Origin of the sequence: Afifella marina DSM 2698, assembly GCF_900102695.1 — a bacterium.
GTDB lineage: Bacteria > Pseudomonadota > Alphaproteobacteria > Rhizobiales > Afifellaceae > Afifella > Afifella marina.
Window position 1 is genome coordinate 1 of record NZ_FMVW01000017.1, and the last position, 14,204, is coordinate 14,204.

At 61.8% G+C, this 14,204-nt stretch carries 9 protein-coding genes and 1 tRNA gene; all 10 read left to right on the forward strand.

Annotated features, from left to right (window positions below):
- Nucleotides 1-1,176: an elongation factor Tu gene (gene tuf / locus BLP76_RS18310; protein WP_092816183.1), complete on the forward strand. Its 1,176-nt coding sequence runs from the start codon at nucleotides 1-3 to the stop codon at nucleotides 1,174-1,176.
- Between the two features lie 191 nt (nucleotides 1,177-1,367).
- Nucleotides 1,368-1,443, forward strand: a tRNA-Trp gene (locus tag BLP76_RS18315).
- A 132-nt stretch (nucleotides 1,444-1,575) separates the two neighbouring features.
- Entirely contained in the window at nucleotides 1,576-1,773 is a 198-nt protein-coding gene (gene secE, locus BLP76_RS18320; protein ID WP_092816647.1) for a preprotein translocase subunit SecE, read from the forward strand.
- 19 nt (nucleotides 1,774-1,792) lie between these two features.
- Nucleotides 1,793-2,323, forward strand: a complete 531-nt coding sequence (gene nusG, locus BLP76_RS18325) for a transcription termination/antitermination protein NusG (protein ID WP_092816649.1) — start codon at nucleotides 1,793-1,795, stop codon at nucleotides 2,321-2,323.
- Between the two features lie 169 nt (nucleotides 2,324-2,492).
- Entirely contained in the window at nucleotides 2,493-2,921 is a 429-nt protein-coding gene (gene rplK, locus BLP76_RS18330; RefSeq protein ID WP_092816651.1) for a 50S ribosomal protein L11, read from the forward strand.
- Nucleotides 2,922-2,925: 4 nt separating this feature from the next.
- Nucleotides 2,926-3,624: a 50S ribosomal protein L1 gene (rplA, locus tag BLP76_RS18335; protein WP_092816653.1), complete on the forward strand. Its 699-nt coding sequence runs from the start codon at nucleotides 2,926-2,928 to the stop codon at nucleotides 3,622-3,624.
- A gap of 328 nt (nucleotides 3,625-3,952) precedes the next feature.
- Nucleotides 3,953-4,471 (forward strand): 50S ribosomal protein L10, encoded by a 519-nt coding sequence (rplJ, locus tag BLP76_RS18340; RefSeq protein ID WP_092816655.1) that lies wholly within the window; start codon nucleotides 3,953-3,955, stop codon nucleotides 4,469-4,471.
- 51 nt (nucleotides 4,472-4,522) lie between these two features.
- Entirely contained in the window at nucleotides 4,523-4,903 is a 381-nt protein-coding gene (gene rplL / locus BLP76_RS18345) for a 50S ribosomal protein L7/L12 (RefSeq protein ID WP_092816657.1), read from the forward strand.
- Between the two features lie 151 nt (nucleotides 4,904-5,054).
- Nucleotides 5,055-9,209 carry a DNA-directed RNA polymerase subunit beta gene (rpoB, locus tag BLP76_RS18350; RefSeq protein ID WP_092816659.1) on the forward strand — a complete coding sequence of 1,385 codons (4,155 nt, stop codon included), beginning with the start codon at nucleotides 5,055-5,057 and terminating at the stop codon, nucleotides 9,207-9,209.
- A gap of 102 nt (nucleotides 9,210-9,311) precedes the next feature.
- Nucleotides 9,312-13,529 (forward strand): DNA-directed RNA polymerase subunit beta', encoded by a 4,218-nt coding sequence (gene rpoC / locus BLP76_RS18355; RefSeq protein WP_092816661.1) that lies wholly within the window; start codon nucleotides 9,312-9,314, stop codon nucleotides 13,527-13,529.
- Nucleotides 13,530-14,204 lie beyond the last annotated feature (675 nt).

Sequence of the window (14,204 nt, forward strand, 5' to 3'; positions counted from 1 at the left end):
ATGGCAAAAGAGAAATTTTCGCGCACGAAGCCGCATGCGAACATCGGGACGATCGGTCACGTCGACCATGGCAAGACGACGCTGACGGCAGCGATCACGAAGTTCTTTGGCGAATATCGGGCCTACGACCAGATTGATGCGGCGCCGGAAGAGAAGGCGCGCGGCATCACAATCTCGACGGCGCATGTGGAGTACGAGACGGAGAACCGTCACTACGCGCATGTCGACTGCCCGGGTCACGCCGACTATGTGAAGAACATGATCACGGGCGCGGCGCAGATGGACGGCGCGATCCTGGTGGTGTCTGCGGCCGACGGTCCGATGCCGCAGACGCGTGAGCACATTTTGCTCGCCCGTCAGGTCGGTGTTCCGGCGCTTGTCGTTTACATGAACAAGGTCGACCAGGTCGACGACGAGGAGCTTCTTGAGCTCGTCGAGCTCGAGGTTCGCGAGCTTCTGTCGTCCTACGAATTCCCGGGCGACGACATTCCGGTGATCAAGGGCTCGGCGCTTGTGGCGCTCGAGGACGGCGACAAGGCGCTTGGCGAGGATTCGATCCGCGCTCTGATGGCGGCTGTCGACGAATATATCCCGACGCCGGAGCGTCCGATCGACCAGCCGTTCCTGATGCCGATCGAGGACGTGTTCTCAATCTCCGGGCGCGGCACGGTTGTGACGGGTCGTGTGGAACGCGGCCAGATCAAGGTGGGTGAGGAAGTCGAGATCGTCGGCATCCGCGACACCCGCAAGACGACGGTGACGGGCGTTGAGATGTTCCGCAAGCTGCTGGACAGCGGCCAGGCGGGCGACAACATCGGCGCACTTCTTCGCGGCATCGACCGCGAGGGCGTGGAGCGCGGGCAGATCCTGTGCAAGCCGGGTTCGGTGACGCCGCACACGAAGTTCAAGGCGGAAGCGTACATTCTGACGAAGGAAGAGGGTGGCCGGCACACGCCGTTCTTCACCAACTACCGTCCTCAGTTCTACTTCCGGACGACGGACGTGACGGGTGTCGTGACGCTGCCCGAGGGCACCGAGATGGTGATGCCGGGCGACAATGTGACGATGGACGTCACGCTGATCGTGCCGATCGCGATGGAAGAGAAGCTGCGCTTCGCCATCCGTGAAGGCGGCCGCACCGTCGGCGCCGGCATCGTCTCCGAAATCATCGAGTAACCGAGATCGGGCGTGGAGAGGGGCCGACCGTGACGGATTGCTGCGGATCGGCCTTTCATGCTCGAAGGTTGCTCGGTTGCGCTTGCGCCGGCAGCTGCATCTGTGTAGTTCCAGCGCAGGCGAGTCGGCCGCCATGGTCGCTCAAGCGAATTTCGTTCCGGCAAATCGCACTTCGCGATGATGCCGGGTGAAGGGGTGTAGCTCAGCTGGTAGAGCACCGGTCTCCAAAACCGGTGGTCGGGGGTTCGAATCCCTCCGCCCCTGCCAGATTACAGACGGGATCGTGATCCACTCTTAAGGGAGCCTTAATGAGGGGGTTGCGTCGACGGATGAAACTGACTAACTAGAAGGTTCGGAGGCGCGCGGTCAGGGTGATCGCGCGCCTTTGAGTTCGGCGGCATGGCGAAAACCAATCCTTTTCAATTCCTACAGCAGACGCGGACCGAAGTCGGCAAGGTCACTTGGCCAACTCGGCGCGAGACGCTGATCACAACCGTGATGGTGTTCGTCATGGTATTTCTGGCGGCGATTTTCTTTTTCGTCGCGGACCAGATTATGAGCTGGGGCGTCGGGTTGCTGCTCGGCGCTGCTGGCTGAGCCCGCAAGGCAGAGATTGATGGCGAAACGCTGGTATATCGTCCACGCCTACTCGAATTTTGAGAACAAGGTCGCTGAGTCCATTCGCGAAAAAGCGGAGGCGGCGGGGCTCGATCATCTGATCGATGAGATCCTGGTTCCGAAGGAGAAGGTTGTCGAGGTGCGTCGTGGCCGCAAGGTCGACGCGGAGCGCAAGTTTTTTCCGGGCTATGTGCTCGTCAAGATGGATATGACCGACGAGGCGTTCCATCTCATCAAGAATACGCCGAAAGTGACCGGCTTTCTTGGTGCCGACAACAAGCCCACGCCGATCCCTGATTCGGAAGCCGAGCGCATCATGGCGCAGGTGCAGGAAGGCGTCGATCGTCCGAAGCCTTCCGTCAATTTCGAGATTGGCGAGAGAATTCGCGTTGCCGACGGACCTTTCGCGTCCTTCGAGGGCAATGTCGAGGAGGTCGACGAGGAGAGGGCGCGCGTCAAAGTCGCTGTGTCGATCTTCGGGCGCTCGACCCCTGTCGAGTTGGAATACGGGCAGGTCGAAAAGCTCTGACCCGAATGGCCGTCGGTCCGTGCGATCCGGCGGTCGAGCGGAAGGCTTCGGTCTTCTAGTTGAAGTGTGGGAGGTCGGGACGGTGGCCACAGCGTCCCATCAAGGCCGGACCACGCGTCGCGCCGCGCCGCCGGGGTCTGTCTCCGGGCGGCACATAACGGAGTGAAAGATGGCAAAGAAGATTACAGGGTACCTGAAGCTGCAGGTACCGGCGGGTGCGGCTAATCCGTCTCCGCCAATCGGACCGGCGCTGGGTCAGCGCGGTCTGAACATTATGCAGTTCTGCAAGGATTTCAACGCCGCTTCTCAGGAAATGGAGAAGGGCTCTCCGGTGCCGGTGGTGATCACCATCTTCGCCGACAAATCCTTCACCTTCGCGATGAAGACGCCGCCGGTGTCCTACTTCCTGAAGAAGGCCGCCAAGGTCCAGAAGGGCTCGAAGGCGCCGGGCAAGGACGGTGCTGGCAAGGTGTCGCGCGATCAGGTGCGCGAGATCGCTGAGCAGAAAATGAAGGATCTCAACGCTGCCGACGTCGAAGCGGCAATGCGTATGGTCGAGGGCTCCGCGCGCTCGATGGGCCTGGAAGTGGTGGGCTGACGTCATGGCGAAAGTAGCAAAGCGTATGCAGTCGATCTCGGAAGGCATCGATCGCGAAAAGCTCTACGCCGCCGATGAGGCGGTCCGCATGGTCAAAGAGCGCGCCAAGGCGAAGTTCGACGAGACCGTCGAGGTGGCGTTCAATCTCGGCGTCGATCCGCGCCACGCCGACCAGATGGTCCGCGGCGTCGTCTCGCTGCCGAACGGTACGGGCCGCACGGTTCGGGTCGCCGTCTTCGCTCGTGGCGAAAAGGCGGACGATGCGCAGAAGGCCGGTGCCGATGTCGTCGGGGCGGAAGACCTTGTAGAACAGGTTCAGAATGGCCAAATCAACTTCGATCGGGTCATCGCCACGCCGGACATGATGCCGCTCGTCGGTCGTCTCGGTAAGATTCTCGGGCCGCGCGGCATGATGCCGAACCCGAAGGTCGGAAGCGTGACCATGGACGTTGCCAAGGCCGTCAAGGACGCCAAGGGCGGTTCGGTGGAGTTCCGCGTCGAGAAGGCGGGTATCGTTCACGCCGGTATCGGGAAGGCCTCGTTCAGCGAGGAGGCGCTTATCGAAAACCTCCGCGCGTTCACGGACGCAGTCAATCGCGCCAAGCCGACCGGCGCCAAGGGATCGTACCTTCAGCGTGTGACGATCGCCTCGACGCAGGGACCTGGTGTCAAAATCGACGTCAGCTCGCTTTCTGCGAGCTGAGTAGAAATTCCAGCCGGAGCGATCCGGCCGGAAAGGCCGCCGGCAAGCCGGCGGCCGACCTGTCCGAGACTGCAGGTGAGGAATTTTGTCCTCTTAAGCCCGAGTGTCACGAGGGGCCTGCATGAGACGGTGATGGGCCGAATTCGCCGCAAGGCAGTCGGTTCGAACCTCAGCCCCCGGGTTTCCGGGGCCCGCGCCTTCCGTCGCGAAGGCAGGGGGACAGGCGTTCACCGCCGCCCTCTCCGCAAGGAGTGGCCCGCAAGGGCAGGGCGGCAGAAGCGAAGCCGTCTCCCTGTCCAAAGATGGGGAGGCAGATGAGGAAGAGGCAGTGGATAGAGCGCAGAAAAGCGAAATGGTCGACAGCCTCAACGGCGTGTTTTCGGACACGGGCGTTGTGGTCGTTGCCCACTATTCCGGCCTGACCGTCGCCGACATGACCGACCTTCGCGGTCGCATGCGCGCTGCGGGCGGGAGCCTCAAGGTGGTCAAGAACCGCCTCGTCAAGCTCGCTCTGAAGGGCACGGACGCCGAGCATATCAGCGATCTGTTCCAGGGTCCGACGGTCATCGCCTATTCAGATGATCCCGTCGCTGCTCCCAAAGTCGCCGCAGACTTCGCCAAGGCGAAGGAGAAGTTCGTCATTCTCGGCGGCGCCATGGGTGCAACCAATCTGGACAAGGACGGAGTGGAGGCGCTTGCCAAGCTTCCGTCGCTGGATGAGCTGCGTGCCAAGTTGGTCGGCATGATCAATACGCCTGCGACCCGCCTTGCGGGTGTCACGCAGGCGCCTGCCGCACAGCTTGCCCGGGTTTTCGGAGCGTACGCGAAAAAGGACGAGGCGGCTTGAGGCCGGCCTTGAAGAGACCAATCCGGTTCGAACCGACAAGGAACTGAGTAAATGGCTGATCTTGCTAAGATTGTGGACGATCTGTCCAACCTGACCGTGCTGGAGGCCGCTGAGCTCTCCAAGATGCTGGAAGAGAAGTGGGGCGTCTCCGCCGCCGCTCCGGTTGCCGTTGCGGCTGCCGGTGGCGCTGCTGGCGGCGAGGCTGCTGCGGAAGAGGAAAAGGATGAGTTCGACGTCATCCTCGCCTCTGCCGGCGACAAGAAGATCAACGTCATCAAGGAAGTCCGCGCCATCACCGGCCTCGGACTGAAAGAGGCGAAGGATCTGGTCGAAGGCGCTCCGAAGCCGGTCAAGGAAGCGGCTTCGAAGGCCGAGGCCGAAGAGATCAAGAAGAAGCTCGAAGAAGCCGGCGCTACCGTCGAGCTCAAGTAAGCTTCTGTTGGCGCACAGAGTTTTGTGCGTTTGAGATTGGGCGGTCCCGCATAAACGCGGGGCCGCCCGCAGGCTTTCTCGATGGTCGCCCATCAAGGCGACCCTCCAGACAGCCGTCAACATCCGCTCCGAGCGAGGACGAGGACCATCCATGGCGAACACTGCCGTTCAGACCGCAAGCTTTTCCGGCCGCCGCCGCATCCGCAAGTTCTTTGGTCACATCACCGAAGCGGCCGAGATGCCGAACCTGATCGAGGTGCAGAAATCCTCCTACGATCAGTTTCTCATGGTGGAAGAGCCGGAGGGCGGCCGCGGCGACGAAGGCATTCAGGCCGTCTTCAAGTCCGTTTTCCCGATCACGGACTTCTCCGGCCAGGCGATGCTGGAGTTTGTGCGCTACGAATTCGAGCCGCCGAAATACGATACCGACGAATGCCGGCAGCGTGACATAACCTACGCCGCGCCGCTCAAGGTGACTCTGCGGCTGATCGTCTTCGATGTGGACGAGGATACGGGTGCGAAGTCCGTCAAGGACATCAAAGAGCAGGACGTCTATATGGGCGACATGCCGTTGATGACGGACAACGGCACTTTCATCATCAACGGCACCGAGCGCGTCATCGTCTCGCAGATGCACCGTTCGCCTGGCGTCTTCTTCGACCACGACAAGGGCAAGACGCATTCGTCGGGCAAGCTTCTGTTTGCCGCCCGCATCATTCCGTATCGCGGCTCCTGGCTCGACATTGAGTTCGACGCCAAGGACGTCGTGCATGCGCGCATCGACCGCCGCCGCAAGATTCCGGTCACGTCGCTTTTGATGGCGCTCGGGATGGACGGCGAAGAAATCCTCTCGACCTTCTACGACATCGTGACGGCGACGCGCGGCGACAATGGCTGGATCGTTCCTTTCGATCCGGAAAAGCTGCGCGGGACCAAGGCGAGCGAAGACTATGTCGACGCGGCGAGCGGCGAAGTCGTCGTCGAGGCCGGCAAAAAGATCACCGCGCGCCTGGCGCGTCAGCTGGTCGAAAAGGGCGTCAAGTCGCTGGTCGTCTCCGACGAGCAGGTTCTCGGCCGTTATCTCGGCGAGGACATCGTCAACTTCGAGACGGGGGAGATCTATGCGGAGGCCGGCGATGAGGTCTCCGAGAAGATGCTCGACCAGCTTCGCGAGCTCAACCGCGAAGAGATCGCGCTTCTCGAGATCGATCACGTCAATGTCGGCGCCTATATGCGCAACACGTTGGCCGCCGATAAGAATGAGAGCCGAGAAGACGCGCTGTTCGACATCTACCGCGTGATGCGCCCGGGCGAGCCGCCGACGATCGAGACGGCGGAGGCGATGTTCCAGTCGCTGTTCTTCGATCCGGAGCGCTACGACCTCTCTGCGGTCGGCCGCGTGAAGATGAACATGCGCCTCGACCTTCAGACCGAGGACACGATGCGGGTCCTGCGCAAGGAGGATATCCTTGCCGTCATCCGCATGCTGCTCGACCTGCGCGACGGTCGCGGTGAGATCGACGACATCGACAATCTCGGCAACCGCCGCGTGCGTTCGGTCGGCGAGCTGATGGAGAATCAGTACCGCGTTGGCCTTCTGCGCATGGAGCGGGCGATCAAGGAGCGCATGTCGTCGGTCGAAATCGACACGGTGATGCCGCAGGATCTGATCAACGCCAAGCCGGCGGCCGCAGCGGTGCGCGAGTTCTTCGGATCTTCGCAGCTGTCGCAGTTCATGGACCAGACCAATCCGCTCTCGGAAATCACCCACAAGCGGCGCCTGTCGGCGCTCGGTCCGGGTGGTTTGACGCGTGAGCGGGCCGGCTTCGAAGTGCGCGACGTGCATCCGACCCATTACGGCCGCATCTGTCCAATTGAGACACCGGAAGGCCCGAATATCGGCCTCATCAACTCGCTCGCCACCTTCGCGCGCGTCAACAAATACGGCTTCATCGAAAGCCCGTATCGGCGCATCGTCGAAGGCAAGGTGACGGACGAGGTCGTCTATCTCTCGGCCATGGAAGAGGCGAAGTACACGGTCGCGCAGGCGAACGCTCAGCTCGACGAAGAGGGGCGGTTCGCCAACGAGCTCGTCACCTGCCGTCACAGCGGCGACGTCTCGATGGTGTCGCGCGACAAGGTCGACCTCATGGACGTGTCGCCGAAACAGCTCGTTTCGGTGGCGGCGGCGCTCATTCCCTTCCTGGAGAACGATGACGCCAACCGCGCGCTCATGGGATCGAACATGCAGCGGCAGGCCGTGCCTCTGGTGCGTGCCGAGGCGCCGCTCGTCGGCACCGGCATGGAGCCGATCGTGGCACGCGATTCGGGCGCAGCGATCACGGCAAGGCGGACCGGCGTTGTCGATCAGGTCGATGCCACGCGTATCGTCATCCGGGCCACGGAAGAGATCGACACCTCGAAGTCGGGCGTCGACATCTACCGGCTGCAGAAGTTCCAGCGCTCCAACCAGAACACCTGCATCACGCAGCGTCCTCTGGTGCGGGTCGGTGAGCAGGTGCGCAAGGGCGAGGTGATCGCCGACGGTCCGTCGACCGATATCGGTGATCTGGCGCTTGGGCGGAACGTGCTCGTCGCGTTTATGCCGTGGAACGGCTACAACTTCGAGGATTCCATCCTCTTGTCTGAGCGCATCGTGCGCGATGACGTCTTCACCTCGATCCATATCGAAGAATTCGAGGTGATGGCGCGCGACACGAAGCTCGGGCCGGAAGAGATCACGCGCGACATTCCGAACGTCTCGGAAGAGGCGCTTCGCAATCTCGACGAAGCGGGCATCGTCTATATCGGTGCGGAAGTGCAGCCGGGCGACATTCTGGTCGGCAAGATCACGCCGAAGGGTGAAAGCCCGATCACGCCGGAAGAGAAGCTTCTGCGCGCGATCTTCGGTGAGAAGGCCTCGGACGTGCGGGACACCTCGCTCCGCATGCCGCCAGGAACCTACGGCACCATCGTGGAAGTGCGCGTCTTCAACCGCCACGGCGTGGAGAAAGACGAGCGCGCGATGGCGATCGAGCGCGAAGAGATCGAGCGCCTTGCCAAGGATCGTGACGACGAGCAGTCGATCCTCGACCGCAACATCTACGGCCGTCTGGCCGACATGCTGCGCGGCGAGGCGGGTGCTGCCGGACCGAAGGGCTTCAAGAAGGGCACTGAAATCACCGACGAGGTGATGGCAGAATATCCCCGCTCGCAGTGGTGGCTGTTTGCCGTCGGCGACGACAAGAAGATGTCGGACATCGAGGGCCTCAAGCAGCAGTACGACGAGAGCCGCAAGCGTCTGGAAAACCGCTTCATCGACAAGGTCGAGAAGCTGCAGCGCGGTGACGAACTGCCCCCGGGTGTCATGAAGATGGTCAAGGTCTTCGTCGCGGTGAAGCGCAAGATCCAGCCTGGCGACAAGATGGCCGGCCGACATGGCAACAAGGGTGTCGTGTCGAAGATCGTGCCGGTCGAGGACATGCCGTTCCTGGCAGACGGAACACATGCCGATATCGTGCTCAATCCGCTCGGCGTGCCGAGCCGCATGAATGTCGGACAGATCCTCGAGACACATCTCGGCTGGGCTTGCGCCAATCTCGGCAAGCAGATCGGCGAACTCGTGGAAGCCTATCGCAAGAGTGGCGACGTGCAGCCTTTGCGCTCACATCTGTCGGGCATTTACGACGACAACGAGAAGAACGAGAAGATCTCGTCGTTCGACGATGAATCGGTCGTGCGTCTTGGTCATCAGCTCACCTCCGGTGTGCCGATTGCGACCCCGGTCTTCGACGGTGCCAAAGAGGCCGATATCGACGAGCTTCTGGAAAAGGCGGGTCTCAACCGCTCGGGCCAGGCGCAGCTCTTCGACGGCAAAACCGGCGAGCCGTTCGATCGTAACGTGACGGTCGGCTACATCTACATGCTGAAGCTGCACCATCTCGTCGACGACAAGATCCATGCACGCTCCATCGGCCCGTACTCGCTCGTCACCCAGCAGCCGCTGGGCGGTAAGGCACAGTTCGGCGGACAGCGTTTCGGCGAAATGGAGGTCTGGGCCCTGGAAGCTTACGGCGCGGCCTATACCTTGCAGGAGATGCTGACGGTGAAATCGGACGACGTCGCGGGCCGCACCAAGGTCTACGAAGCGATCGTCAGAGGCGACGATACCTTCGAAGCAGGTATCCCGGAGAGCTTCAACGTTCTCGTCAAAGAGATGCGTTCGCTCGGCCTCAGCGTCGATCTGGAAGATTCCGAGAAGATGCGTTCTCTGCCACAGAGTTACGACAAGGATGCCGCAGAATAGTGCGGCATCCCATTGCCTCGACCCGACTAACCCAGCCGCTTCCCCCGGCGGCGCGGCGTCGCTTGGTGCGGCGCGAGGAACATTGGCAAGGAGAATGACCCTATGAACCAAGAGGTCATGAACATCTTCAGCCCGCAGGCGCAGCAGCAGACGTTCGATCAGATTCGAATTTCTCTTGCGAGCCCTGAGAAGATTCTGTCTTGGTCTTACGGCGAGATCAAAAAGCCGGAAACCATCAACTACCGGACGTTCAAGCCTGAACGCGACGGTCTGTTCTGCGCGCGCATCTTTGGCCCGATCAAGGACTATGAGTGCCTGTGCGGCAAGTACAAGCGGATGAAGTATAAGGGCATCATCTGCGAAAAGTGCGGTGTGGAAGTCACGCTCGCCCGGGTTCGGCGCGAGCGCATGGGCCATATTGAGCTCGCCGCTCCGGTTGCTCACATCTGGTTCCTGAAGTCGCTTCCGTCCCGCATCGCTCTCATGCTCGACATGACGCTGAAGGACATCGAGCGCGTCCTCTATTTCGAGAACTATATCGTCGTTGAGCCGGGCATCACGCCGCTTCAGGAAAAGCAGCTGCTTTCCGAAGACGAGTATCTCGAAGCGCAGGATCAGTACGGTGCAGACAGCTTCACCGCCATGATCGGCGCAGAAGCCGTGCGCGAGCTCTTGATGGCGATCGATCTCGAGACGGAGGCCGTGCGCTTGCGCCAGGAGATCGCGGAAGCGACGACGGAGCTGAAGCCGAAGAAGCTCGCCAAGCGCCTCAAGGTCATCGAGGCCTTCATGGCCTCCGGCAACCGTCCGGAATGGATGGTGATGACGGTCGTTCCGGTCATTCCGCCGGATCTGCGTCCGCTCGTGCCGCTCGATGGCGGTCGTTTCGCGACGTCCGATCTCAACGATCTCTATCGCCGCGTCATCAACCGCAACAACCGCCTGAAGCGCCTCATCGAGCTGCGTGCGCCGGACATCATCATCCGCAACGAAAAGCGGATGCTGCAGGAATCCGTCGATGCGCTGTTCGACAACGGCCGTCGCGGCCGCGTCATCACGGGCACCAACAAGCGCCCGCTGAAGTCGCTCTCCGACATGCTGAAGGGCAAGCAGGGCCGTTTCCGGCAGAACCTCCTCGGCAAGCGCGTCGACTATTCCGGCCGGTCGGTCATCGTGGTCGGCCCGGAGATGAAGCTGCATCAGTGCGGTCTGCCGAAGAAGATGGCGCTGGAGCTCTTCAAGCCGTTCATCTATTCGCGCCTCGACGCCAAGGGCTATTCGGCCACGGTGAAGCAGGCGAAGAAGCTGGTGGAGAAGGAGAAGCCGGAAGTCTGGGATATCCTGGACGAGGTCATCCGCGAGCATCCGGTGATGCTGAACCGGGCGCCGACCTTGCACCGCCTCGGAATTCAGGCTTTCGAGCCGGTGCTGGTGGAAGGCAAGGCGATCCAGCTGCATCCGCTCGTCTGTGCGGCCTTCAATGCCGACTTCGACGGCGACCAGATGGCGGTCCACGTGCCGTTGTCGCTGGAAGCACAGCTCGAAGCGCGCGTCTTGATGATGTCGACCAACAACATTCTGCATCCGGCGAATGGTCAGCCGATCATCGTCCCGTCGCAGGATATCGTGCTTGGTCTCTATTATCTCTCGGTGATGCAGGACAACGAGCCGGGCGAGGGGATGCTGTTCGGCTCGATCGACGAGCTGCATCACGCGCTCGAGGTCGGTGCGGTGACGCTGCACACGAAGATCAAGGGGCGCTACAAGGGGATCGGCCCGGATGGCGAGCCGAACTCGAAGATCTACGAGACAACGCCTGGGCGCATGCTGATCGGCGAGCTTCTTCCGAAGCATCCCGCCATCCCGTTCGACATCTGCAACAAGCTGATGACGAAGAAGGAGATCAGCCGGACGATCGATACGGTCTACCGGCATACGGGCCAGAAAGAGACCGTGATCTTCTGCGACCGGATCATGCAGCTCGGCTTCCGTCAGGCGGCTCGTGCCGGCATTTCGTTCGGCAAGGACGACATGGTCATCCCGGAGGCGAAGACGGCGCTCGTCGAAGAGACGCGTCAGCTCGCGGCCGAGTATGAGCAGCAGTACAATGACGGCCTGATCACTCAGGGCGAGAAGTACAACAAGGTCGTCGACGCGTGGGCGAAGTGCACCGACAAAGTCGCCGACGAGATGATGAAGAAGATCCAGGCGGTCGAGTTCGACGACGAGACCGGGCGCCAGAAACAGGTCAACTCCATCTACATGATGTCGCATTCCGGTGCGCGTGGTTCGCCTGCTCAGATGAAGCAGCTTGCCGGCATGCGTGGCCTGATGGCCAAGCCGTCGGGCGAGATCATCGAGAGCCCGATCATCTCCAACTTCAAGGAAGGCCTGTCGGTTCTGGAGTACTTCAACTCCACGCACGGTGCTCGTAAGGGCCTGGCCGACACCGCTTTGAAGACGGCGAACTCGGGTTATCTCACGCGCCGTCTCGTCGACGTGGCGCAGGACTGCATCATCACCGAGACCGATTGCGGCTCGGAGAATGGCCTCACCATGCAGGCGATTGTCGATGCAGGCCAGGTTGTCGCGACGATCGGCCAGCGCGTCCTTGGACGCACGGCGGCCGAAGACGTGACGGATTCGGCCACGGGCGAGATCATCGTGCCGAAGGGCGAGCTCATCGAAGAGCGGCATGTGGAAGCGATCGAGGCGGCGGGCGTGCAGTCCGTGCTCATTCGTTCGGTTCTCACCTGCGAGACCAAATACGGCGTCTGCGGCAAGTGCTACGGTCGCGATCTGGCTCGCGGTACGCCGGTCAATATGGGCGAAGCCGTCGGTGTCATCGCGGCGCAGTCAATCGGCGAGCCGGGAACGCAGCTCACCATGCGTACCTTCCACATCGGTGGTACGGCGCAGGTGGTCGACCAGTCGTTCCTGGAATCGACGTTCGAAGGCACGGTCGAGATTCGTAACCGTTCGGTGGTGCGCAATTCCGATGGCCGGCTCATCGCCATGGGCCGCAACATGCAGGTCGCGATTCTCGACGAGAAGGGCAAGGAGAGGTCGAGCCACCGCGTTCCGTACGGCGCCAAGCTGTTCGTGGACGAGGGCGACAAGATCAAGCGCGGGCAGCGTATCGCCGAATGGGATCCGTATACCCGTCCGATCGTGACCGAAGTCGGCGGCAAGGTGTCGTTTGAGGATATGGTCGAAGGCGCCTCCGTGACGGAGACGGCCGACGAATCGACCGGTATCACCAAGCGCGTCGTCATCGACTGGCGGGCGAGCCCGCGTGGCGCGAACTTGAAGCCTGCTCTCGTCGTCTTCGATGCGAACGGCGAACCGGCGAAGCTCGAGCGTGGCGGCGATGCCCGCTACCAGCTTTCGGTCGATGCCATTCTCTCGGTCGAACCGGGAGACCAGGTGGCGCCGGGCGACGTGCTGGCACGTATCCCGCTTGAAAGCGCCAAGACGCGCGACATCACCGGCGGTCTGCCGCGGGTGGCGGAGCTCTTCGAAGCGCGGCGGCCGAAGGATCACGCCATCATTGCCGAGCAGGCAGGCATGGTCCGCTTCGGCCGCGACTACAAGAACAAGCGGCGTATCGTGATCGAGCCTGTCGATGGCGAAGGCGATCCGGTGGAATATCTGATCCCGAAGGGACGGCCGTTCCATCTGCAGGAAGGCGACGTCATCGAGAAGGGCGACTTCATCCTCGATGGTCTGCCGGCCCCGCACGACATCCTGGCGATCAAGGGCGTGGAGGAGCTTGCTGCCTACCTCGTCAACGAGATCCAGGAGGTCTACCGACTGCAGGGCGTGTTGATCAACGACAAGCACATCGAGGTGATCGTTCGCCAGATGCTGCAGAAGGTCGAGATCACCGAGCAGGGCGACAGCGACCTCATCTCGGGCGAGCAGGTCGACCGTATCGAGCTCGACGCGATCAATGCGCGCCTTCACGAAGAGGGCAAGCGGACCGCCGAAGGCGTGCCGGTGCTGCTGGGCATCACCAAAGCGAGCCTGCAGACCCGCTCGTTCATCTCCGCGGCCTCCTTCCAGGAGACCACTCGGGTGCTCACCGATGCTGCCGTCAACGGCAAGATCGATACGCTCGAGGGCCTCAAGGAGAACGTCATCGTTGGCCGCCTTATTCCGGCCGGCACTGGCGGTGCGATTGCGCGGCTGCGGGCGATCGCTCAGCGGCGTGACGAGCTCATCGCCGAGGACGAGCGCAAGCGGGCGGAGATCTCCGCCAAGGCCGCTCTCGTCGATCTGAGCGGCGGCGAGGGAGCACCGGTCGACGCGGCCGAGTAGCCGCTCACTGGCTCTTTGTTGAGTTTGAAAGCCCCGGCCGAGCGCCGGGGCTTTCGCGTTATACGGCTGCGTCGGGGTGCCGCAGACGCGACCTCTGTGGCCGGGGGAACACAGGCCCCAGCGAACTGTGGACCATTTACTTCCTCGACATTTTCTCGCGTGAAAATCACTTGTGCAGGCCGGCGATTCCTTTAGAGCAGCGCGGCCGGCGAAGAACCGCCGCAAGGCTCACAAGATCAGTCTCTGGGGAATGAACCTTTTCGGCCGCCCGCCGTTAACGGGGCCGAGGGGAACCAGAACTCAACGGAACAGGATAAATGGCCGGACACCTTGTCAAACGCACCCTGCTGTTTTTCGGGTTGACGTTCGGGTACGCGACGATCGCAGCGATCCCGTACCTCAACTGAGGCAGATTTTCAGTTCAACAAAAGGGCCGGCCGCAGCGCCGGCCTTTTTTTGTTTGGTCGACGGTCGCTACCGCGCTCGGCGAATCGGAGCGTCAGGTGGTGAGGGGATCCGGCGATTCGTTTTCCGTGAATTTCGCGCCTCACCGCTCTTGTGGGAGCGATTCTCTTTCGATTAGAGCATCGGACTTTTAATTGGGCGCATATCCAGCGGCCTTCAGATAGTTCCAGCATTCCTCGGCTTGGTAGAGACCGCAGACATCTCCGATTG

Excerpts from the sequence above, each read along its gene's own strand:
- rplL (WP_092816657.1), top strand. The coding sequence starts at position 4,523 with ATGGCTGATCTTGCTAAGATTGTGGACGATCTGTCCAACCTGACCGTG.
- tuf (WP_092816183.1), top strand. The coding sequence starts at position 1 with ATGGCAAAAGAGAAATTTTCGCGCACGAAGCCGCATGCGAACATCGGG.
- rplK (WP_092816651.1), top strand. The coding sequence starts at position 2,493 with ATGGCAAAGAAGATTACAGGGTACCTGAAGCTGCAGGTACCGGCGGGT.
- rplA (WP_092816653.1), top strand. The coding sequence starts at position 2,926 with ATGGCGAAAGTAGCAAAGCGTATGCAGTCGATCTCGGAAGGCATCGAT.
- secE (WP_092816647.1), top strand. The coding sequence starts at position 1,576 with ATGGCGAAAACCAATCCTTTTCAATTCCTACAGCAGACGCGGACCGAA.
- rpoB (WP_092816659.1), top strand. The coding sequence starts at position 5,055 with ATGGCGAACACTGCCGTTCAGACCGCAAGCTTTTCCGGCCGCCGCCGC.
- rpoC (WP_092816661.1), top strand. The coding sequence starts at position 9,312 with ATGAACCAAGAGGTCATGAACATCTTCAGCCCGCAGGCGCAGCAGCAG.
- nusG (WP_092816649.1), top strand. The coding sequence starts at position 1,793 with ATGGCGAAACGCTGGTATATCGTCCACGCCTACTCGAATTTTGAGAAC.